This is a genomic window from Achromobacter anxifer, from assembly GCF_903652925.1.
Classification (GTDB): domain Bacteria; phylum Pseudomonadota; class Gammaproteobacteria; order Burkholderiales; family Burkholderiaceae_B; genus Achromobacter; species Achromobacter anxifer.
Window position 1 is genome coordinate 166776 of the sequence record NZ_CAHLAR010000003.1, and the last position, 18717, is coordinate 185492.

Below are 18717 nucleotides of genomic sequence, written 5' to 3' on the forward strand. Positions count from 1 at the left end.
GCATTACGCCTCCTGACCGCGGCGAGCCTTCTGCTCGATGGCGGCGCGGATATAGCTGGAGAACAACGGGTGGCCGTCACGCGGAGTGGACGTGAACTCCGGGTGGAACTGCACGCCCACGAACCACGGATGATCGGGCAATTCCATCATTTCCGGCAGGTTCTCGCTCGGCGTGCGGGCGCTGATCACCATGCCGGCCTCTTCCAGGCGCGGCACGTAGACGTTGTTGACTTCATAGCGATGGCGGTGACGCTCGTTCACCTCGTCGCCATAGATGGCCTGCGCGCGGGTGCCGGCCTTGATGGGCACGCGCTGCGCGCCCTTGCGCATCGTGCCGCCCAGGTCGGACGACTGGTCGCGCTTTTCGACCTTGCCTTCGCGGTCCATCCATTCGGTGATCAGGGCCACCACCGGGTGCGGCGCGGACGGATCGAATTCCGTGCTGTTGGCGCCGCCCAGGCCGGCGACGTGGCGCGCGAACTCGATGACGGCCAGCTGCATGCCCAGGCAGATGCCCAGGTAGGGCACGCCGTTTTCACGGGCGTAACGGATCGCGGCGATCTTGCCTTCGGTGCCGCGCTTGCCGAAGCCGCCCGGAACCAGGATGGCATCCAGGTGCTTGAGCTGGTCGGTACCGCGGGTTTCGATGTCTTCGGAGTCGATGTACTCGATGTTGATCTTCGAGCGCGTGTGGATGCCGGCGTGGACCAGGGCTTCCGTCAGCGACTTGTACGACTCGGTCAGGTCGACGTACTTGCCGACCATGCCGATGGTGAGCTGGTGCTGCGGGTGCTCCAGCGCCTCGACCAGGTTGTCCCACATGGACAGGTCGGCCGGCGGCGGGGTCAGGCCCAGCGCTTCGCAGACGATGTTGTCCACGCCCTGCTTGTGCAGCATGGCCGGGATCTTGTAGATCGAGTCGGCGTCCCAGACGGAAATGACCGCGTCCAGGGGCACGTTGGAGAACATCGAGATCTTGGCGCGCTCGTCGTCCGGAATGCGGCGGTCGGCGCGGCACAGCAGCACGTTCGGGTAGATGCCGATTTCGCGCAGCTTCTGCACCGAGTGCTGGGTCGGCTTGGTCTTCAATTCGCCAGCGGAGGCGATGAAGGGCACCAGCGTCAGGTGCACGAAGGCGGCGTTGTTGCGGCCCATGCGCAGGCTCATCTGGCGCGCGGCTTCCAGGAACGGCAGGGACTCGATGTCGCCGACCGTGCCGCCGATCTCAACGATGGCGACGTCGGTGTTGCCGTTCCAGGCAGCGTCGGCGCCACGCGCGATGAAATCCTGGATTTCATTGGTGATGTGCGGAATGACCTGGACGGTCTTGCCCAGATAGTCGCCGCGGCGTTCCTTGCGGAGCACGGATTCGTAGATCTGGCCGGTGGTGAAGTTGTTCACCTTGTGCATGCGAGCGGAAATGAAACGCTCGTAGTGGCCAAGGTCCAGGTCGGTTTCGGCGCCGTCTTCAGTGACGAACACCTCGCCATGCTGGAACGGGCTCATCGTGCCCGGATCGACGTTGATGTACGGGTCGAGCTTCAGCATGGTGACTTGCAGGCCACGCGACTCGAGGATGGCGGCGAGCGACGCAGCGGCGATGCCTTTGCCCAGGGAAGACACCACACCGCCGGTGACAAATACGTATTTGGTCATCGTAATGAGCACCCGGGACGAGCGGGCGCGTGCGGGAAATTTGGATTATAGCCGGGAGGCGGAGGTTATTTGGGTTTTCCCCTAGCTCCGGGGCGTAACATTTGGCAGCACTCGAAGCGCCGCAAGGACCAGCGCGTTGCGTGGCGCGGCGCAGCGCCGTGCTATGTTCGATCCCTATTTTTTCGGTTGCTGCTTTTTCTCAACACTTTCCCCTACGCCGATGACCGATCCTGTCCGATCCCCCTACTCGCTCGCCTGGCGCCTGGCGTTGACCGCCGTTTTCCTGCGACTGGGATATTCCGCGCTGGTCCAGCTCTACAGCCTGCTCGGCATGCCCCAGTACGAGCAGTTGCAAGAGATGTACAGCCAGCCCCAGTTCCTGGTTCCGCTCCTGGCTCATATCGCCGCGGGAGCGCTGATCGCCGGATTGACCACCTGGGGAGCCATGCGCCGTTGGCTGGCGCGCCATGACACCAGGGCGGTGGACGCACCCCGCAAGCTGTACGGCACCTTCATCGCCCTGTTCCTGCTCTACACCCTGGTCGTGGCGGCGGGCATGGCCTTCCTGCAGAACACGCTGATGCGCTACGTCATGGACAACCGCGACATGCTGCAGGAGCGGCTGGGCCTGGGCATGATCGGGCAATTCCTGGCCCTGAACACCATCACCAAGCTGGTGACCATCGCACTGGAGATCATCGGCATCTGCGTCATCGTGCGCATTGCCGCCTGGACCGTGCAACCCGCCGGCCCGGCCGGCGGCCCCGCCTATGAACGGCGCCACGCCGCCTGGGTTGCGGGGCTGACCGTGCTGATCTGGCAACTGACCGTTTCAATCGCGCTGAGCGGCATGCTGCAAATGCAGATGCCGGACGCAGGCTGGACGGCGTTCGCGCTGGGCTATCTGGCCCTGCCCGCGATCCTGCTAGCGCTGTGCCTCCTGGTCTGCCTGCAGACGCTGCCGCATCCGATCGGCGACGCCCGCTTCGGACGGGCCGTGGCCCATGGCACCCTCGCGTTCTGGCTGGCTCAAGCCCTGGGCATAGGCATAGGATTCCTGATCGTCCGGGCGATGACCTGGGGCCAGCTGATCCGGGCCTCGGAGTCCCAGGCGACCGCCGTCATGACGCTGTTGGGATACGGCGCGCTGCTGGCCCTGGGCTGCGTGATCGGCAGTCTGGCGCTGTATCGCGGCGCCAAGGCCGCGACGCCAGCGGGCTGAGCTAGCCTCGCCCACGAAAAAAGGCCGCAGGCAAAACGCCTGCGGCCTTTTTTCATGCGCTCACGCGGATCAGATCGCCGCGGTGCGGCGCTTCAGCCAGGCCAGGGCCTCGCCCTCGACCAGCGGCGACAGGCGCTCGAACACCGTCTTGTGATAGTCGTTGAGCCAGGCGATCTCGTCGGCGCGCATCAGGGCGGGCTCGATGCAGCGCGTGTCGATCGGGCACAGCGTCAGCGTTTCAAAGCACAGGAACTCGCCCAGTTCCGAGGTCAGCCAGGCGCGGTTGGCGACCAGGTTCTCGATGCGCACGCCCCAGCGGCCCGGACGGTAGATGCCCGGCTCGTTGGAGGTGATCATGCCCGGCTCCATCGCGGTGTGCGGGCCGGGCGCTGCGCGGTAGGAAATGACCTGCGGGCCTTCATGCACGTTCAGGAAGTAGCCCACGCCATGGCCGGTGCCATGGCCGTATTCCGCGCCGCCTTCCCAGATGGGCGCGCGCGCGATGGCGTCGAGCATGGGCGAAGGCGTGCCGCGCGGGAACGAGGCGCGCGACAGCGCGATCATGCCCTTGAGCACCAGCGTGAAGTCCACCTTCTGGTCGGCGCTGGGCGTGCCCACCGCAACCACGCGGGTGATGTCGGTGGTGCCGCCCAGGTACTGGCCGCCCGAGTCGATCAGCAGCAGGCCGTCGCCTTCGATGGTGGAGTGCGACTCCGCGGTAGCGCGGTAATGCGGCATCGCGCCGTTGGCGTTGAAGCCGGCGATGGTGGCGAAGCTGGGGCAGACGTAGGCAGGCCGGCGCGCGCGGGCGGCGGTGATCTGCTCGTCGATCGTCAGTTCGGTAATGGTTTCATTGCCCAGCGCGCCCTCGAACCAGGAGAAGAACTCACAGAGCGCGGCGCCGTCCTGCGCCATGGCCTGGCGCACGTTGGCCAGTTCAGCATCGGTCTTGCGGGACTTCAGCAGCGTGGACGGATTGATGGCCTCGACGCGCGGCACGGCCGGGTCCATGGCATGGAACACGCCGCAGGTCACGCGGGCCGGGTCGATCAGCAGCTTCTGGTCCAGTTCCAGCGAAGCCAGCGCATCCGCGGCCTGGGCGTAGCCAGCCACTTCCACGCCGTCGGCCGCCAGGACGGCGTGCAGGGCATCGTCGATCTTGCCGTCCGCCACGAACAGCGTGGCGTGATCCAGGCCGATCAGCGCGTGGCCGACGAATACCGGGTTGTAATCCACGTCGGCGCCGCGCAGATTGAAGAGCCAGGCGATGTCGTCCAGGGTGCTGATGAAGTGCACGTCGGCGCCATGGCCGCGCATGGCCTCGCGCACCTGCGCCAGCTTGTCGGCGCGGGTCACGCAGGCTTCGGGCGCCACGTGCTCATAGATGGCGGCATTCGGCAGGCCGGCCCGGTCCTTCCAGACCTCTTGCAGCAGGTCTTCGCGGATTTCCAGAACGGCGCCGGCGGCAGCCGCGGCCGCGGACAGGGCGCGGAAAGCGCCCAGGCCCAGCACCTGTCCATCCACGCCGATGACTTCGCCCGCCTTGGTATTGGCCGCCAGCCAGTCCACATGGCCCGGCGTGGTGGCCAGCGCGATCTTCATCAATTGCACGCAGGTGCCGGCCAGCTGCGCCTCGGCCTGCACCCAGTAGCGGCTGTCCACCCACAGTCCGGCGAAATCGGCGGTGACCACCAGCGTGCCGACCGAGCCCGTGAAGCCGGACAGCCAGCGCCGCCCCTGCCAACGCGCAGGCAGGTATTCGGACAGGTGCGGGTCCGAGGACGGAACGACATAGGCGGACAGGCCGCGGCGGCTCATGGCCTGCCGCAATTGGGCGATACGGGCGTCGGTGCTAGACATGGGGGATGGGATCCTTAGCGCAACATGAAAGACATGGCGGCCAGGCTGTTCAGCGTGCGGACGGCGGACTGCATGCTATCCGTGGTGAATCGCAAGGTCACGCCGTCCACGCGTTCCAGCGTGGGCCACATGCAGAACAGGTCGGCCAGGGCCGAGCTCTGCGTCTGCAAGCGGCATTCTATAGGGGCGGGGATGCGGAAAGGAACTGCCGTACCCTTCTTCAAGTTCCGCACCGCGGTTTCCGCGGCGGCGGCGATCGCGCGGCGCGAGGCGGCCGGCGACAGCGTCACGCCGCTGCCCTGCCCGTGGGCCACCTTGGTCTGGACCCATTCGGCGCCGGGGAAGGTATCGCGCGTTTCCGCGATGAAGGCATCGTCGCCGGTGCCCAGGATGACGGGCACGCCCATCTCGCCGGCCAGCGCGCCGTACAGACCGGCCTCGCCCAGCTCCATGCCGTTGATGAACACGCGGGCGAAGGCGAAGCTGTTGATGGTGTGGGCCAGGATGCCGCGGCCCTGCGAACGCGAGTGGTAGCCGATCATGAAGACGGCGTCGCAGCCCTCTTCCAGGCCGCCCATCATGCCCAGGTAGCGCGGCTTGCCCAGCACCAGGCGGGCGCGCTCGTCCAGGCCGTCGGGCAGCAGGTTGCGAAAGCCGCCGTGCGAGTCGTTGACCAGGATCTCTTCGGCGCCGCCGGCGATCGCGCCTTGCACGGCCGCGTTGGCCTCGGCGGTCATCCAGGCGCGGGCGCGCTCGTACTCGCCGTTGCCGGCGCGGACTTGTTCGGAATGGAAGACGCCGGCGACGCCTTCGATATCGGTGGAAATCAGGATCTTCATGGGATCAGCCTTGGAGGACATCAGAATGCGGTATCGGACAGCCACTGGCGCCACTGCGGCGCGGCGTCGCGGATGGAGGAGCGGTGGTTGCCGGCGCGCCCCGTCACGCCATCGGCGTGCCACAGCGCGGAAATGATGGCCTGTTCGCTGGCCTCGGCGGCCGCCTCGAACAGGGCGTCGATGCGGGTCTCGTGCAGCATCGCCAGCGCCGGCATGGGCTGCTCCGGCAGCTGCGGCACCGTGTAGGCGGTGGAAAAGGCCAGCGCGATATCGCCGCTGCCGTGGCCGAACACGGAACCCGTGCGGGCCAGGCCCGCCCCTGCGCGCAGCGACAGGCGGCGCAACTGGCGCGAGTCCAGCGGCGCGTCGGTGGCCAGCAGCAGGATGATGGAACCCTTCTCGGGCACGATGGCGGCGTTCTCGCCCGCCAGTGCCAGGCCGCGGTCCAGCTGCTGCGCCAGACGGCGGCCGAAGGGGCGGCCCGCCACGGTCAGGTTGGGCAGGCGGCCGAAGTTGGCCAGCACCAGCGCGCCGACCGTGTACTGCTGGTCGGGCTGCACGCTGGCCAATCGCGAGGCCGAACCGATGCCGCCCTTGAACGAAAAGCAGGACATGCCGCGGCCGGCGCCCACGGCGCCCTGCTCGAACGGCTTATCCGTGGCAGCCAGCGCCTCGGCGTAGTGCGATTCCTGCACCGCCAGCGCCTGGATGTCGTTCAGAAAGCCGTCGTTGCACTCGAACACCAGCGGATTGACGGTGGCCAGCCCGCGGCCGATGCCGGGGTTGGCCACGCAGGCGGCGCGGATCTGGGCATTGGCCACGGTACCCACGCCAAAGGTATTGGTCAGCGCGATGGGCGTTTCCAGCACGCCCAGCTCCTGCACCTGGACCAGGCCCGTGCTCTTGCCGAAGCCGTTCAGCACGGTAGCGGCGGCCGGCACCTTGTCCAGGTAGGGATCGCCGGCATGCGGGCGCACCACGGTCACGCCAGTCTGCAGCGGGCCGTCCGCCAGCGTGCTATGGCCGACGGTGATCTCGCCCACGTCGCAGATCGAATCCAGCGGGCCCGACGGCAGCACGCCGATGCGGGGAAAGTCCTGCGCTTGTTTGTCCATGTTCGCTACGTGTCGCCACGCTCCAGAATGCAAAACGCCGCCGCCCTGGGTCCGCGGCACGCGCATCGCGATGCGCGTAACGGACGGAGGCGGCGGCGGAAAAATCGCCCTCCACGCCGGCCCTCGTCGTGAGGTCCGGCGGCAGGATTACTTGCGGTCGATCTTGGGATCGAGCGCGTCGCGCAGGCCGTCGCCCAGCAGGTTGAACGCCAGCACCGTCAGGAAGATCGCCAGCGCCGGGAAGATGGCCACGTGCGGAGCGATCACCATGTCGGCGCGCGCCTCGTTCAGCATCGCGCCCCACTCCGGCGTGGGAGGCGAAGCGCCCATGCCCAGGAACGACAGGCTGGCCGCGGTGATGATGGAGGTGCCGATGCGCATCGTGCCGTACACCACGATCGGGGAGATCGTGCCCGGCAGGATGTGGCGCATGATGATGGTCCAGTCCGACGCGCCCACACTCTTGACCGCTTCGACATAGGTCATCTGCTTGATCGACAGGGTGTTGCCGCGCACCAGGCGGGCGAACGCCGGCACGCTGAACACGGCCACGGCCACGATCACGTTGACCATGCTGGAACCCAGGATGGCGACCACGCCGATGGCCAGCAGCATGCCGGGGAACGCCAGCAGCACGTCGGAGATGCGCATGGTGATGCGCTCCCACCAGCCTTCGTAGTAGCCCGCCATCAGGCCCATGAAGGTGCCGACGATGGCGCCCATGGCGACCGACAGGAAGCCGGCGGCCAGCGAGATGCGCGCGCCCATGATGATGCGGCTGAAGATGTCGCGGCCCAGCGAATCCACGCCCAGCCAATGGGTCATGGAAGGCCCCGCGTTCAGGGCGTCGTAGTCGAAGAAGTTCTCCGGATCGAACGGCACGATCCAGGGCGCGAAGATCGCGATGATGACCAGCAGCAGGACGAAGATGCCCGCGCCGACGGCGAGCTTCTGCTTCTTGAACTTGCGCCAGAACTCGGTGGCGGGGGTGCGCACGTCGTTCTTGGGAGCGGCGGCGATGGTCGTGGCGGGTGTCGTATTGCTCATGGCCGCCTCACTTGTAACGGATGCTGGGATTGATGACGCCGTAGAGCACGTCGACAATCAGGTTGATCAGGATGAATTCCAGCGAGAACAGCAGCACCAGGCCCTGGATCACCGGATAGTCGCGCTGGGTCACGGCGTCCACCAGCAGGCGGCCGAGGCCGGGCCAGTTGAAGACCGTTTCGACCACGATGGAGCCGCCCAGCAGGAAGCCGAACTGCAGGCCCATCATGGTGACGACAGGAATCAGCGCGTTGCGCAGCGCGTGCTTGATCACGACGCGGCGCTCGGTCAGGCCCTTGGCGCGGGCCGTCCGCACGAAGTCTTCCTGGATGACTTCCACGAAGGAAGCCCGGGTGAAACGCGCCATCACGGCGGCCACGGCGGCGCCCAGCGTGATGGACGGAAGTATGTAGTGCTGCCAGGTCGAGGCGCCCACGGTGGGCAGCCACCCCAGGTTCACGGAGAAGACCTGCATCAGCATCATGCCCAGCGCGAACGCGGGGAACGAGATGCCGGACACCGCCAGCGTCATGCCGAGACGGTCGGGCCAGCGATTGCGCCATACGGCCGACACGATCCCGATGATCATGCCGAAGGTCACTGACCACACCATGCTGGCTATCGTGAGCCACAGGGTGGGCATGAAGCGGTCGGCGATTTCGGTCGAGACGGGGCGCTTGGTACGCAGAGAGGTACCCAGGTCGCCTTGCAGCATGTGGCTGAAGTAGCGCACGAACTGCTGCGGCAGGGGCAGATCCAGCCCAAGTTCCTTGCGCACGAGTTCGACGGTTTGCTGGTCGGCCTCCTGGCCCGCGGCCAGTCGCGCCGGGTCGCCCGGAAGCATGTGCACAAACAGGAACACGACCACCGCTACCAGCAGCAGCGTGGGGATCATGCCCAGAAGACGTTTGACGATGTAGGTCAGCATTGAAATTCCTGCAACATCGGCGGGGACACCGCGCCCCCGCCGTATGTGGCCTTACAGGGGCGCGAAGGCCCCGAGAGTTACTGCCAGTATTACTGCTTCAGATCGATGTCGCCGAACCAGAACGAGGTGTCCGGCTCAACGTACACGCCCGACAGGTTCTTCGACTTGACGTACAGGTTGTTCTGGGTCACCAGGAAGGCCCACGGGGCGTCCTTCCAGATGGTTTCCTGAACGTTCTTGTAGATCTCGGTCTTCTTGGCGCGGTCGGTCGTGGCCAGGGCTTGCTGGATGCCGTCGTCCACCGACTTGTTCGAGTAGTACGACACGTTGTTCAGCACCGGCGGGAACGCGGCGGTGGTCAGCAGCGGACGCAGGCCCCAGTCGGCTTCGCCGGTCGAGGACGACCAGCCGGCGTAGTACATGCGGACCTTGGCGTCTTCAGGCTTTTGCACCTGCTGCACGCGCTGCACGCGCTGGCCCGATTCCAGCACTTCGACCGACACCTTGATGCCGACTTGCGCCAGTTGCTGCTGCAGGAACTGGACCACCTTCACCGAGGTGCCGTCGTTATAGGCGGACCACAGCTGGCTTTCGAAGCCGTTGGGGTAGCCGGCTTCGGCCAGCAGGGCCTTGGCCTTCTTCAGGTCGTACGGCCACGGGCCGGTCTTGTAGGCAAAGTCCACGCCTTGCGGCACGACGCCGTCGACGACGGTGGCGTAGCCCGAGAAAGCGACCTTGGCCAGCGCTTCCTTGTTGATGGCGTAGTTGATGGCCTCGCGCACCTTGACGTTGTCGAACGGCTTTTGCTGCACGTTCATCGACAGGTAGCGCGCCATGATCGAGTTCTGGTGATCGACCACGTCCAGCTTGTCGTTCTTCTTCAGGACCGCGGCCTGCTCGAACGGCACCGGGAAGGCAAATTGCGCTTCACCCGTCTGCACCACGGCGGCGCGAGTGTTGTTGTCCGTCACGGTACGGAAGGTCAGGGTGTCGACCTTGGGGTAGCCCTTCTTCCAGTAGCCGTCGAACTTCTTGACCTTCAGGTATTCGGCCGGCTTCCATTCGACGAATTCGAAGGGACCGGTGCCCACGGGGTGGAAGCCGATTTCCTTGCCGTACTTGGCCAGGGCGGCAGGCGAGATCATCATGGCCGCCGGGTGGGCCAGCGCGTTGATGAAGGCCGAGAACGGCTTCTTCAGCGTGATCTTGACGGTCATCGGGTCGACCACTTCGGTCTTTTCGATGACGCTGAACTGGATGTAGCGCGACAGGCGGTTATCCGGGTTGGCCGGACGGTCGAAGTTGATCTTGACGGCTTCGGCGTTGAAATCGGTGCCGTCGTGGAACTTCACGCCGGGACGCAGCTTGAAGGTGTAGACCAGGCCGTCTTCGCTGACGGTGTAGTCGGTGGCCAGGACCTTCTGGACCTTCAGGTCCTTGTCGAACTCGAACAGGCCTTCGTAGTAGGCCTTGCCGGCAGCCTGGTTCAGCGTGCTGTTGGTGTTGTACGGATCGAGCGTTTCCAGCGCGATGGAGACGGCGAACGTCACGTCCTTGGCGGCATGCGCCAGCGGCGACGCGATCACGCCGAAGGCCAGCGCGGCGGCGGCCATCAGTTTGGTGGGGCGCAGAACTTTCATCATTGCAACTCCTGGTTCCATGAAGGAATTAGGGGGTTTGGTGGAAGAAAAACAAGTACGACAACTGACTCAATACGCTCCGCCGACCGGATGCCGGGCGACGAAGTGATCCGTTCCGACCTGCACCAGCGGTTGCACCACGGGCTCGTCGCCGAGCTTGCGGATGGGGCTGGGGATTTCGTCGGACAACAGCGTGCGCTTCATGTGGCGGCGCGCCGGATCGGCGATCGGCACGGCCGACATCAGCTTCTTGGTGTAAGGGTGCTGCGGATTCTCGAAAATGGCGCGGCGCGGGCCGATCTCGACGATCTGGCCCAGGTACATCACGGCCACGCGGTGGCTGACGCGCTCGACCACGGCCATGTCATGCGAAATGAACAGGAAGGAAATGCCCATGTCGCGCTGCAGGTCGATCAGCAGGTTCACGATCTGAGCCTGGATCGACACGTCCAGCGCCGACACGGATTCGTCGGCGATCACGACCTTGGGGTTCAGGGCCAGGGCGCGCGCGATGCAGATGCGCTGGCGCTGGCCGCCCGAGAACTCGTGCGGATAGCGCTGGGCCATTTCCGCAGGCAGGCCCACGCGTTCCAGCAACTCGGCCACGCGGCGTTCGGCGTCGCGGCCCTTGGCCACGCCGTGCACCAGCAGCGGCTCCATGATGGAGAAGCCGACGGTCACGCGCGGGTCGAGCGAGGCGAACGGATCCTGGAACACGAACTGGATGTCGCGGCGCAGGGATTGCAGCTCATTGTTCTTCAGGCGCACGATGTCGCGCCCGCCGAAGCGGATCTCGCCGCCCTGGCTGTCGACCAGGCGCAGCAGCGAACGGCCGGTGGTGGACTTGCCGCAACCGGATTCGCCCACCAGCGACAGCGTTTCGCCGGGGTACAGGTCGAAGCTGACCTGCTCCACCGCGTGCACGCGGCGCTGCACACGGCTCATGATGCCGCCGCGCAGGTCGAAGCGGGTGACCAGCTTGCGCACGCTCAGGATGGGTTCGCGCTTGGCGTCCGGCGCGGGCTGCGCGCTGGCCTGTACGGCTTGAGGTTCGGGCTGGGCCTGGCCTTCGGCCTGCAGCAGCGGGAAGCGCGCGGGCAGGTCGGTGCCCTGCATGGCGCCCAGCTTCGGCACCGCCGACAGCAGCGCCTTGGTGTAGCGGTGCTGGGGCGCGGCGAACACCTGCTGCGACGGGCCTTCCTCGACCTTGTCGCCGCGGTACATGACCAGCACGCGGTCCGCCACTTCGGCGACCACGCCCATGTCGTGGGTGATGAACACCACGCCCATGTGCATTTCTTCCTGCAGCTGACGGATCAGTTGCAGGATCTGCGCCTGGATCGTGACGTCCAGCGCGGTGGTGGGTTCGTCGGCGATCAGCAGCGCCGGCTTGCAGGCCAGCGCCATCGCGATCATCACGCGCTGGCGCATGCCGCCGGACAGCTGGTGCGGGTAGCGGTCCAGCACCGACTTGGCTTCCGGAATGCGCACCTGCTCCAGCATGCGCAGCGCCTCGGCGCGAGCGGCCGCGGCGTCCTTGCCCTGGTGCTGGCGGATCGATTCGGCGATCTGGTCGCCGGCGGTGAAGACCGGGTTCAAGGAGGTCATCGGCTCCTGGAAGATCATGGCCATGTCCGCGCCGCGCACATTGCGCATGACGCGCTGGCTGGATCCGACCAGGTCGATCACGGAGCCGTTGCGGCGCCGCAGGGCCATGCTGCCCTGGGCGATGCGCCCGCCGCCATGTTCCACCAGACGCATGAGCGCCAGGGACGTCACCGATTTGCCCGAACCCGATTCGCCCACGATGGCCAGGGTCTCGCCCCGGTCCACATGGAACGACAGATTGCGCACGGCTTCGACCGTGCGCTCCGATCCCACGAAGCGCACCGTCAGGTCGTCGACCTGGACCACGCGGTTTTCCGGCAGCGCCAGGCTGTTTGCGCGATCAACCATCTCTTTTGATTCCCCAAATACTGAAAAAACGAACCCGCCGCCGCTTATCGGTAGATAGCGGTGACAGGCTTCTCGCCGACGCGGGCGTAACCCCGATACATGCCTTCCGTGTTGAACGGCAAGGCCACATTGCCCTGGGCGTCGACGGCCACCAGGCCGCCCTTGCCATCGATAGTGGGCAGCTTTTCATGCACGACGCGGTCGGCCGCCGCTTCCAGCGACGCGCCGCAATATTCCATCTGCGCGGCCACGTCGTAGGCGGCGACCATGCGGATGAACATCTCGCCGGTGCCCGTGGTGGACACCGCGCAGGTCTTGTTGCTGGCATAGGTGCCGGCGCCGATCAGCGGCGCGTCGCCCACGCGGCCGACCTGCTTGTTGGTGATGCCGCCGGTCGAGGTGGCCGCCGCCAGGTTGCCCTGGGCATCCACCGCCACCGCGCCCACCGTGCCGAACTTCTTGTCCGAATCCAGCGGATCGGCCGGCGCCGGCTGGCCGCGCGCGACCATGGCCTGGCCGTCGTGGTCCAGCACCGCCGCTTCCGGCGTTTCGCGCTGCACGCGCAGCAGCTGCTCGCGGCGGGCTTCGGTGGAGAAGTAGGAAGAATCGACCAGTTCGACGCCCTCTTCCTTGGCAAAGGCTTCGGCGCCCTCGCCCACGAAGAACACGTGCTTGCTGTTTTCCATGACCTTGCGCGCGGCGAAGATCGGGTTGCGCACGCGGTGCACGCCGGCAATCGCGCCCGAGCGCAGCGTGGCGCCGTCCATGATGGCGGCGTCCAGCTCATGGGTGGCGGCGCTGGTGAACACGGCGCCGTGGCCGGCGTTGAACAGCGGACAGTCTTCCAGCAGGCGGACGGCTTCCGTCACGGCGTCCAGGGCGCTGCCGCCCTTGGCCAGCACGGCCTGGCCGGCGGTCAGGATGGACTCCAGCGCGCTCAGGTACTCCTGCTCTTTCTCGGGCGACATGGCCGCGCGGGACATAGCGCCGGCGCCGCCGTGAATCGCGATCACGGGTTGAATCATCGTTTACCTACTCCATGGATGAGCCACGGCATGACGGACTGGGTCACCCCAGCGGCGGCCGCGACGGAATTCTTGGCCCGATAGGCCACCGCGGCCGACAGGGCTTCGATCAGCCCCAGGGCGGCGGTTTCGGAATTGGGAATCAGCTGGCGCGCGGAAAACGCGTACAGCATCACGGAAGCCGTGGGCGCAAGCGGCGACGTGGGCTTGTCGGTCAGCACCAGGACGGGCACGCCGGCCTGCTTGGCCGCGCCGGCCAGCGTCACAGTGTCGGCCAGGTAGCGCGGAAAGCCGATGGCGATCACCAGGTCCTTGGCCGTCATGCGCGCCATCTGGCGCGCGGCGTGCGAGACGCCGCCGGGACCGGCCAGCGACTCGACGGAATGCAGGTGCATGCACAGGCCGCGCTGCAGCAGGCCGGCGAGGAAACCGCTGGCGCCGAAACCGATGATGAAGACGCGCTCGGCGGCCAGGATGGCGTCCACCGCCTGCTCGCAAGCGGCGGCGTCCAGCGACTGCAGGTTGCGCTGCGCGTTGCGGATGTCTTCTTCCAACGTGGCGGCGAAGATCTGCACCGCGCTGGCCGAGTGCGCCAGTTCGGTGCGCAGCTTTTCCACGGGCTCCAGCGCGGCCTCGAAGCCGCGCGCCAGTTCGGCGCGGAATTGCGGATAGCCCGGCAGGTCCAGGGCCCGCGCAAAGCGGTTGGCCGTGGCCACCGACACCCCCACCGCCGCCGCGAACTCGTCGATGGTCATGGTGGCGACGCGGAATTGGTGCGCCAGCACGTACTCGGCCATCTTGTGCTGGGTCCGGCTCAGCGCGGGCTGAGCCCGGGCGATCCGATCAGCGATCGTAAGTGCGGCCTTGTTCATCGAATGGGGAGGGAGCGCGGAGGTATAGCGAGGGTTTATGTAAATCTGTTTACAAACAAATTTTAGATAAGAAAATAGATTTTCATACTAAGGGTATACCCGTGATTACATGTAACAATGCAACAAATAAACGGGGTCGGTTTGAGTTACGCTAAGACCGCCCTTACGCCAGACCGGCGAGGGGCGCCCTCTTCCCGCTATACCGGATTGACGCCATGCCCGATTGGATCTGCAAGCCGCACCAGGAACTGACCGTGACCGAGATCTACGCGATCCTGCGGTTGCGCACGGAAGTCTTTGTTATTGAACAGAATTGCATCTTCCAGGACATGGACGGCAAGGACCTGGTCGGACAGACGTCCCACCTGATGGCCTGGCAGGACGGCAAGCTGGCGGCCTACTGCCGCATCCTGGATCCGTCGCTGAAGGACGGCCAGATAGAGATCGGACGCGTCATCACCGCGCCCTGGACGCGCGGCCAGGGCCTGGGCCACGAACTGATCCGCCACGCGATGCAGGAAGTGCGCCTGCGCTGGCCCGGACGCGCCATGTACCTGGGCGCCCAGGCCCGCCTGCGCAATTACTACGGCGGGCACGGCTTCGTGCAGGTCACCGAGGAATACATCGAGGACGGCATCCCGCATGTGGGGATGCGGCTCAACGAGACCGCATAAAAAAACGCCCCTTTCAAGGGGCGTTTTTCTTGGACGGAGCCGCGCGGATTACTTGACCGCCGACACGTCCAGCTTGGCCTGGGTCTTGGACTTGATCTCGTCCACCGTCACGCCCGGCGCCGTTTCCAGCAGCTTGAGGCCGCTTTCGGTGACTTCCATCACGCCCAGGTCGGTGATGATCAGGTCGACCACGCCCACGCCGGTCAGCGGCAGATTGCACTCGGCCAGCAGCTTGATGTCCTCGGTGCCGTCCTTCTTCTTGGCCACGTGTTCCATCAGGACCACGACGCGGCCCACACCCGCCACCAGGTCCATCGCGCCGCCCATGCCCTTGACCATCTTGCCCGGGATCATCCAGTTGGCCAGGTCGCCCTTTTCGGACACCTGCATGGCGCCGAGAATGGCGAGGTTGATCTTGCCGCCGCGGATCATCGCGAACGAATCCGCCGACGAGAAGATGGAGGAACCGGGCAGCGTCGTGACTGTCTGCTTGCCGGCGTTGATGAGGTCGGCGTCGACTTCATCGTCGGTGGGGAACGGGCCGATGCCCAGCAGGCCGTTCTCGGATTGCAGCCACACTTCCATGCCCTTGGGCACGTGGTTGGCCACCAGGGTCGGCAAGCCGATGCCCAGGTTCACGTAAAAACCGTCTTGCAGCTCGCGCGCGGCGCGCGCCGCCATTTCATCGCGGGACCATGCCATGTCTGTTCTCCTTAGGCCGGGCGAGTGGTGCGTTGTTCGATGCGCTTTTCGGGCGTGGCGTTCAGCACGATCCGTTGCACATAGATGCCGGGCAGATGGATCTGATCGGGATCCAGGCTGCCAGTATCAACGATTTCCTCGACTTCGACCACCGTGAACTTGCCCGCCATGGCGACGTTCGGATTGAAGTTGCGGGCGGTCTTGCGGAACACCAGGTTGCCGCTGCGGTCGGCGATATGCGCCTTGACCAGCGACACGTCGGGCACCAGTGAACGCTCCATCACGTACTGCTGGCCGTCGAATTCGCGGATTTCCTTGCCGTCGGCCACGATGGTGCCCACGCCGGTGCGCGTGAAGAACGCCGGGATGCCGGCGCCGCCGGCGCGCAGCTTCTCGGCCAGCGTGCCCTGCGGCGTGAACTCGAGCTCGAGTTCGCCGGACAGGAACTGGCGTTCGAATTCCTTGTTCTCGCCCACGTAGGACGCGATCATCTTGCGAACCTGGCGCGTATTGAGCAGCTGGCCCAAGCCGAAGCCGTCGACGCCCGCATTGTTGCTGATGCAAGTGAGATCCTTGACGCCCGAATCGCGCAATGCCGCGATCAGGGCTTCGGGAATGCCGCAAAGGCCGAAACCGCCCACGGCGATCATCTGGCCGTCCTTGACGATGCCTGCCAGCGCCTCCTGTGCGCTTGCAAAAACCTTGTCCATCGCTCCAACTCCTAGTTAAGGTCTAACTGAAGAGGGCGCGGCTGCCGGCGCCGTTCCAGCAGCGCCTTGCGGCGCTTGCTGGCGGCTGGCGCCGAGGGTGGCGCGCCCTTATTGCTTTTTTAATTTTGCGCTTGATTTTACCGGCATGCCGGGCCAAAGCACGCGCTATTTTGGCCGGGCCGTCCGCAGCGCCGCGTCAGGCCGCGGGCTTGAACATGGCGCCCAGCTTGGCCATCACTTCTTGCGGCCACGGGGCGGACGCATTGGCCACGTAGTCCATCCAGACTAGCACGTTGCGCGCGCGGGCATACGGACCACCCTCGTCGCCGACCTTTTCAAGCAGCAGTTCGAATTCCACGCTGGAACGGCCGATGCGCATGAGCTTGTGGGTCACGCGCACATTGGCCGGATAGGTCAGGGGCCGCAGGAAATCGCAGGACGCATGCGCCAGGATGAGCCCCTGGTCCGCGGGCAGCGCGAAGCCCGCGCCATAGAGTATCTGTATCCGGGCCTCTTCCATGAGGCGGAAGTACATCGCGTTGTTCAGATGGTTCAGGGCGTCCGAATCGCCCCAACGCAGCGGCAATTCGACTTGATGGATGTCTCCCACGGCCAGGATGCGCGCCGATGTTTTGTCCGGGTTCACCAATTACTCCTGATGGCTAAAAGAAATACGAAGGCATACAGGACCTCCGCCTGCAATACAATCGCCGATAATACTTCCAGCCAAATATGGAACACATTCGGGGAGCTTTGCAAATGTCTGAACGCGAGTCGATGGAATATGACGTGGTCGTGGTTGGCGGTGGACCCGCCGGCCTGGCCACTGCAATCCGTCTCAAGCAGCTAGCCGCTGAGAAGAATCAGGAAATCGGCGTCTGCGTACTTGAGAAGGGCGCGGAACTGGGTGCGCACATCCTGTCCGGCGCCGTCATGGACCCGCTGGCGCTGACCGAGCTCATCCCCGACTGGAAGGAAAAAGGCGCGCCGCTGAACGTGCCCGTGACGCAGGACAAGTTCATGTTCCTGTCCCAGACCGGCGCACGCACCACGCCCAACTGGCTGCTGCCGCCCTGTTTCCACAACGAAGGCAACTACATCGTCCGTCTGGGCGACGTCGTGAAGTGGATGGGCGAACAGGCCGAAGCGCTGGGCGTGGACATTTTCCCGGGTTTCGCGGCCGTGGAACTGCTGTACGACGAGAACGGCGCCGTCCGCGGCGTGGCCACGGGCGACATGGGCGTGGCCCGCGACGGCTCGCATACCGATCATTACCAGCCCGGCATGGAACTGCATGCGCGCTACACCGTGTTCGCCGAAGGCGCGCGCGGCCAGCTGGGCCGCCAGCTGATCGAACGCTACAAGCTGGACGACGGCCGCAATCCGCAGTCCTACGGCATCGGCATCAAGGAAATGTGGGAGGTCGATCCGGCCCAGTCCAAGCCGGGCCTGGTGATCCACACCGCCGGCTGGCCGCTGGACGCCGACACCTACGGCGGCTCGTTCCTCTATCACCTGGACAACAACCTGGTGGCGGTGGGCATGATCGTGGGCCTGGACTACGCCAACCCCTGGCTGTCGCCGTTCGACGAATTCCAGCGCTACAAGACCCATCCGGCCATCCGCGGCACCTTTGAAGGCGGCAAGCGCATCGCCTACGGCGCGCGCGCCATTACCGCCGGCGGCCTGCTGGCCCTGCCCAAGCTGACCTTCCCGGGCGGCGTGCTGGTCGGCTGCGAAGCCGGCTTCCTCAACGCCTCGCGCATCAAGGGCAGCCACGCCGCCATCAAGTCCGGCAAGCTGGCCGCCGAAGCCGCGTTCGACGCGCTGGTCGCCGACCGCCGCCAGGACGAGCTGGCCGCCTACCCCAAGGCCTTCGAGTCCTCCTGGCTGCACGAGGAACTGAACAAGGCGCGCAATTTCAAGCAGTGGTTCAAGAAGGGCCGCACCATCGCAACCGTGATGACCGGCGTCGAACAGCTGCTGCTCAAGGGCAAGATGCCCTGGACCCTGCGCCACAACAAGCCCGATCACGCCTGTCTGCAACCCGCATCGCAATGCGCGCGCATCGACTACCCCAAGCCCGACGGCAAGCTCACCTTCGACAAGCTCAGCTCGGTGTTCATCTCGAACACCAACCATGACGAGAACGAGCCGGTCCACCTGACGCTGAAGGATCCGTCGGTGCCAGTGAAGGTCAACCTGGCAAAGTACGGCGGCCCGGAATCGCGCTACTGCCCCGCGGGCGTGTACGAATTCGTGAAGGACGACCACGGCGAGGACCGCTTGCAGATCAACGCGCAGAACTGCGTGCACTGCAAGACCTGCGACATCAAGGACCCGACCCAGAACATCGTCTGGGTGGCCCCGCAAGGCGGCGAAGGCCCCGTCTACAGCGGCATGTAATCCACCGGACGCCCGCGCCCGGCCACCAAAGGCGCCCCGCGGGGCGCCTTTTTTTCCGACCTGCA

The 18717-nt window shown here is 65.7% G+C and carries 16 protein-coding genes; 3 read left to right on the top strand and 13 right to left on the bottom strand.

Annotated features, from left to right (window positions below):
* Positions 1 to 3: 3 nt before the first annotated feature.
* The gene (gene pyrG, locus HWY37_RS10035) at positions 4 to 1656 is read right to left on the bottom strand and encodes a CTP synthase (RefSeq protein ID WP_175206314.1); all 1653 of its coding nucleotides are present in this window, start codon (positions 1654 to 1656) and stop codon (positions 4 to 6) included.
* 220 nt (positions 1657 to 1876) lie between these two features.
* Here pyrG and HWY37_RS10040 point away from each other — a divergent pair, with 220 nt between their 5' ends.
* Positions 1877 to 2878 carry a hypothetical protein gene (locus HWY37_RS10040; RefSeq protein WP_175206313.1) on the top strand — a complete coding sequence of 334 codons (1002 nt, stop codon included), beginning with the start codon at positions 1877 to 1879 and terminating at the stop codon, positions 2876 to 2878.
* A gap of 69 nt (positions 2879 to 2947) precedes the next feature.
* Here HWY37_RS10040 and HWY37_RS10045 read toward each other — a convergent pair whose 3' ends face one another.
* From HWY37_RS10045 to HWY37_RS10085, 9 genes are all read right to left on the bottom strand, one after another.
* Entirely contained in the window at positions 2948 to 4738 is a 1791-nt protein-coding gene (locus HWY37_RS10045) for an aminopeptidase P family protein (protein WP_175206312.1), read from the bottom strand.
* A 14-nt stretch (positions 4739 to 4752) separates the two neighbouring features.
* Positions 4753 to 5577 (bottom strand): M55 family metallopeptidase, encoded by an 825-nt coding sequence (locus tag HWY37_RS10050; protein WP_176088561.1) that lies wholly within the window; start codon positions 5575 to 5577, stop codon positions 4753 to 4755.
* Between the two features lie 20 nt (positions 5578 to 5597).
* Complete coding sequence (locus HWY37_RS10055; protein WP_425485015.1) at positions 5598 to 6758, bottom strand: DmpA family aminopeptidase; 1161 nt, start codon at positions 6756 to 6758, stop codon at positions 5598 to 5600.
* A gap of 81 nt (positions 6759 to 6839) precedes the next feature.
* Entirely contained in the window at positions 6840 to 7739 is a 900-nt protein-coding gene (gsiD, locus tag HWY37_RS10060) for a glutathione ABC transporter permease GsiD (protein WP_175206309.1), read from the bottom strand.
* 7 nt (positions 7740 to 7746) lie between these two features.
* Positions 7747 to 8667, bottom strand: coding sequence for a glutathione ABC transporter permease GsiC (gene gsiC, locus HWY37_RS10065; protein ID WP_175206308.1), 921 nt, complete (start codon positions 8665 to 8667; stop codon positions 7747 to 7749).
* Between the two features lie 89 nt (positions 8668 to 8756).
* Positions 8757 to 10310, bottom strand: a complete 1554-nt coding sequence (gene gsiB / locus HWY37_RS10070; RefSeq protein ID WP_175206307.1) for a glutathione ABC transporter substrate-binding protein GsiB — start codon at positions 10308 to 10310, stop codon at positions 8757 to 8759.
* A 66-nt stretch (positions 10311 to 10376) separates the two neighbouring features.
* A complete protein-coding gene (locus HWY37_RS10075; RefSeq protein ID WP_176088563.1) occupies positions 10377 to 12263 on the bottom strand; it encodes a dipeptide ABC transporter ATP-binding protein in 1887 nt (628 codons plus the stop codon).
* Positions 12264 to 12307: 44 nt separating this feature from the next.
* Positions 12308 to 13288: an isoaspartyl peptidase/L-asparaginase family protein gene (locus HWY37_RS10080; RefSeq protein WP_175206305.1), complete on the bottom strand. Its 981-nt coding sequence runs from the start codon at positions 13286 to 13288 to the stop codon at positions 12308 to 12310.
* The gene (locus tag HWY37_RS10085) at positions 13285 to 14160 is read right to left on the bottom strand and encodes a MurR/RpiR family transcriptional regulator (protein WP_175206304.1); all 876 of its coding nucleotides are present in this window, start codon (positions 14158 to 14160) and stop codon (positions 13285 to 13287) included. Before HWY37_RS10085 ends, HWY37_RS10080 begins: the two co-directional genes overlap by 4 nt.
* 215 nt (positions 14161 to 14375) lie before the next feature.
* On the opposite strand from HWY37_RS10085, the gene HWY37_RS10090 reads away from it, so the two are divergent.
* A complete protein-coding gene (locus tag HWY37_RS10090) occupies positions 14376 to 14834 on the top strand; it encodes a GNAT family N-acetyltransferase (protein ID WP_175206303.1) in 459 nt (152 codons plus the stop codon).
* Positions 14835 to 14882: 48 nt separating this feature from the next.
* Here HWY37_RS10090 and HWY37_RS10095 read toward each other — a convergent pair whose 3' ends face one another.
* The 3 genes from HWY37_RS10095 to HWY37_RS10105 form a co-directional block, all read right to left on the bottom strand.
* Entirely contained in the window at positions 14883 to 15536 is a 654-nt protein-coding gene (locus tag HWY37_RS10095; RefSeq protein ID WP_175206302.1) for a CoA transferase subunit B, read from the bottom strand.
* A gap of 11 nt (positions 15537 to 15547) precedes the next feature.
* Positions 15548 to 16246, bottom strand: a complete 699-nt coding sequence (locus HWY37_RS10100; RefSeq protein WP_013392274.1) for a CoA transferase subunit A — start codon at positions 16244 to 16246, stop codon at positions 15548 to 15550.
* Positions 16247 to 16442: 196 nt separating this feature from the next.
* Positions 16443 to 16892, bottom strand: a complete 450-nt coding sequence (locus HWY37_RS10105; RefSeq protein WP_175206301.1) for an acyl-CoA thioesterase — start codon at positions 16890 to 16892, stop codon at positions 16443 to 16445.
* A gap of 113 nt (positions 16893 to 17005) precedes the next feature.
* On the opposite strand from HWY37_RS10105, the gene HWY37_RS10110 reads away from it, so the two are divergent.
* Positions 17006 to 18652, top strand: coding sequence for an electron transfer flavoprotein-ubiquinone oxidoreductase (locus HWY37_RS10110; RefSeq protein WP_175206300.1), 1647 nt, complete (start codon positions 17006 to 17008; stop codon positions 18650 to 18652).
* The last annotated feature ends 65 nt before the right edge of the window (positions 18653 to 18717 follow it).

Excerpts from the sequence above, each read along its gene's own strand:
- pyrG (WP_175206314.1), bottom strand. The coding sequence starts at position 1,656 with ATGACCAAATACGTATTTGTCACCGGCGGTGTGGTGTCTTCCCTGGGC.
- HWY37_RS10040 (WP_175206313.1), top strand. The coding sequence starts at position 1,877 with ATGACCGATCCTGTCCGATCCCCCTACTCGCTCGCCTGGCGCCTGGCG.
- HWY37_RS10045 (WP_175206312.1), bottom strand. The coding sequence starts at position 4,738 with ATGTCTAGCACCGACGCCCGTATCGCCCAATTGCGGCAGGCCATGAGC.
- HWY37_RS10050 (WP_176088561.1), bottom strand. The coding sequence starts at position 5,577 with ATGAAGATCCTGATTTCCACCGATATCGAAGGCGTCGCCGGCGTCTTC.
- HWY37_RS10055 (WP_425485015.1), bottom strand. The coding sequence starts at position 6,758 with ATGCGCGTGCCGCGGACCCAGGGCGGCGGCGTTTTGCATTCTGGAGCG.
- gsiD (WP_175206309.1), bottom strand. The coding sequence starts at position 7,739 with ATGAGCAATACGACACCCGCCACGACCATCGCCGCCGCTCCCAAGAAC.
- gsiC (WP_175206308.1), bottom strand. The coding sequence starts at position 8,667 with ATGCTGACCTACATCGTCAAACGTCTTCTGGGCATGATCCCCACGCTG.
- gsiB (WP_175206307.1), bottom strand. The coding sequence starts at position 10,310 with ATGATGAAAGTTCTGCGCCCCACCAAACTGATGGCCGCCGCCGCGCTG.
- HWY37_RS10075 (WP_176088563.1), bottom strand. The coding sequence starts at position 12,263 with ATGGTTGATCGCGCAAACAGCCTGGCGCTGCCGGAAAACCGCGTGGTC.
- HWY37_RS10080 (WP_175206305.1), bottom strand. The coding sequence starts at position 13,288 with ATGATTCAACCCGTGATCGCGATTCACGGCGGCGCCGGCGCTATGTCC.
- HWY37_RS10085 (WP_175206304.1), bottom strand. The coding sequence starts at position 14,160 with ATGAACAAGGCCGCACTTACGATCGCTGATCGGATCGCCCGGGCTCAG.
- HWY37_RS10090 (WP_175206303.1), top strand. The coding sequence starts at position 14,376 with ATGCCCGATTGGATCTGCAAGCCGCACCAGGAACTGACCGTGACCGAG.
- HWY37_RS10095 (WP_175206302.1), bottom strand. The coding sequence starts at position 15,536 with ATGGCATGGTCCCGCGATGAAATGGCGGCGCGCGCCGCGCGCGAGCTG.
- HWY37_RS10100 (WP_013392274.1), bottom strand. The coding sequence starts at position 16,246 with ATGGACAAGGTTTTTGCAAGCGCACAGGAGGCGCTGGCAGGCATCGTC.
- HWY37_RS10110 (WP_175206300.1), top strand. The coding sequence starts at position 17,006 with ATGTCTGAACGCGAGTCGATGGAATATGACGTGGTCGTGGTTGGCGGT.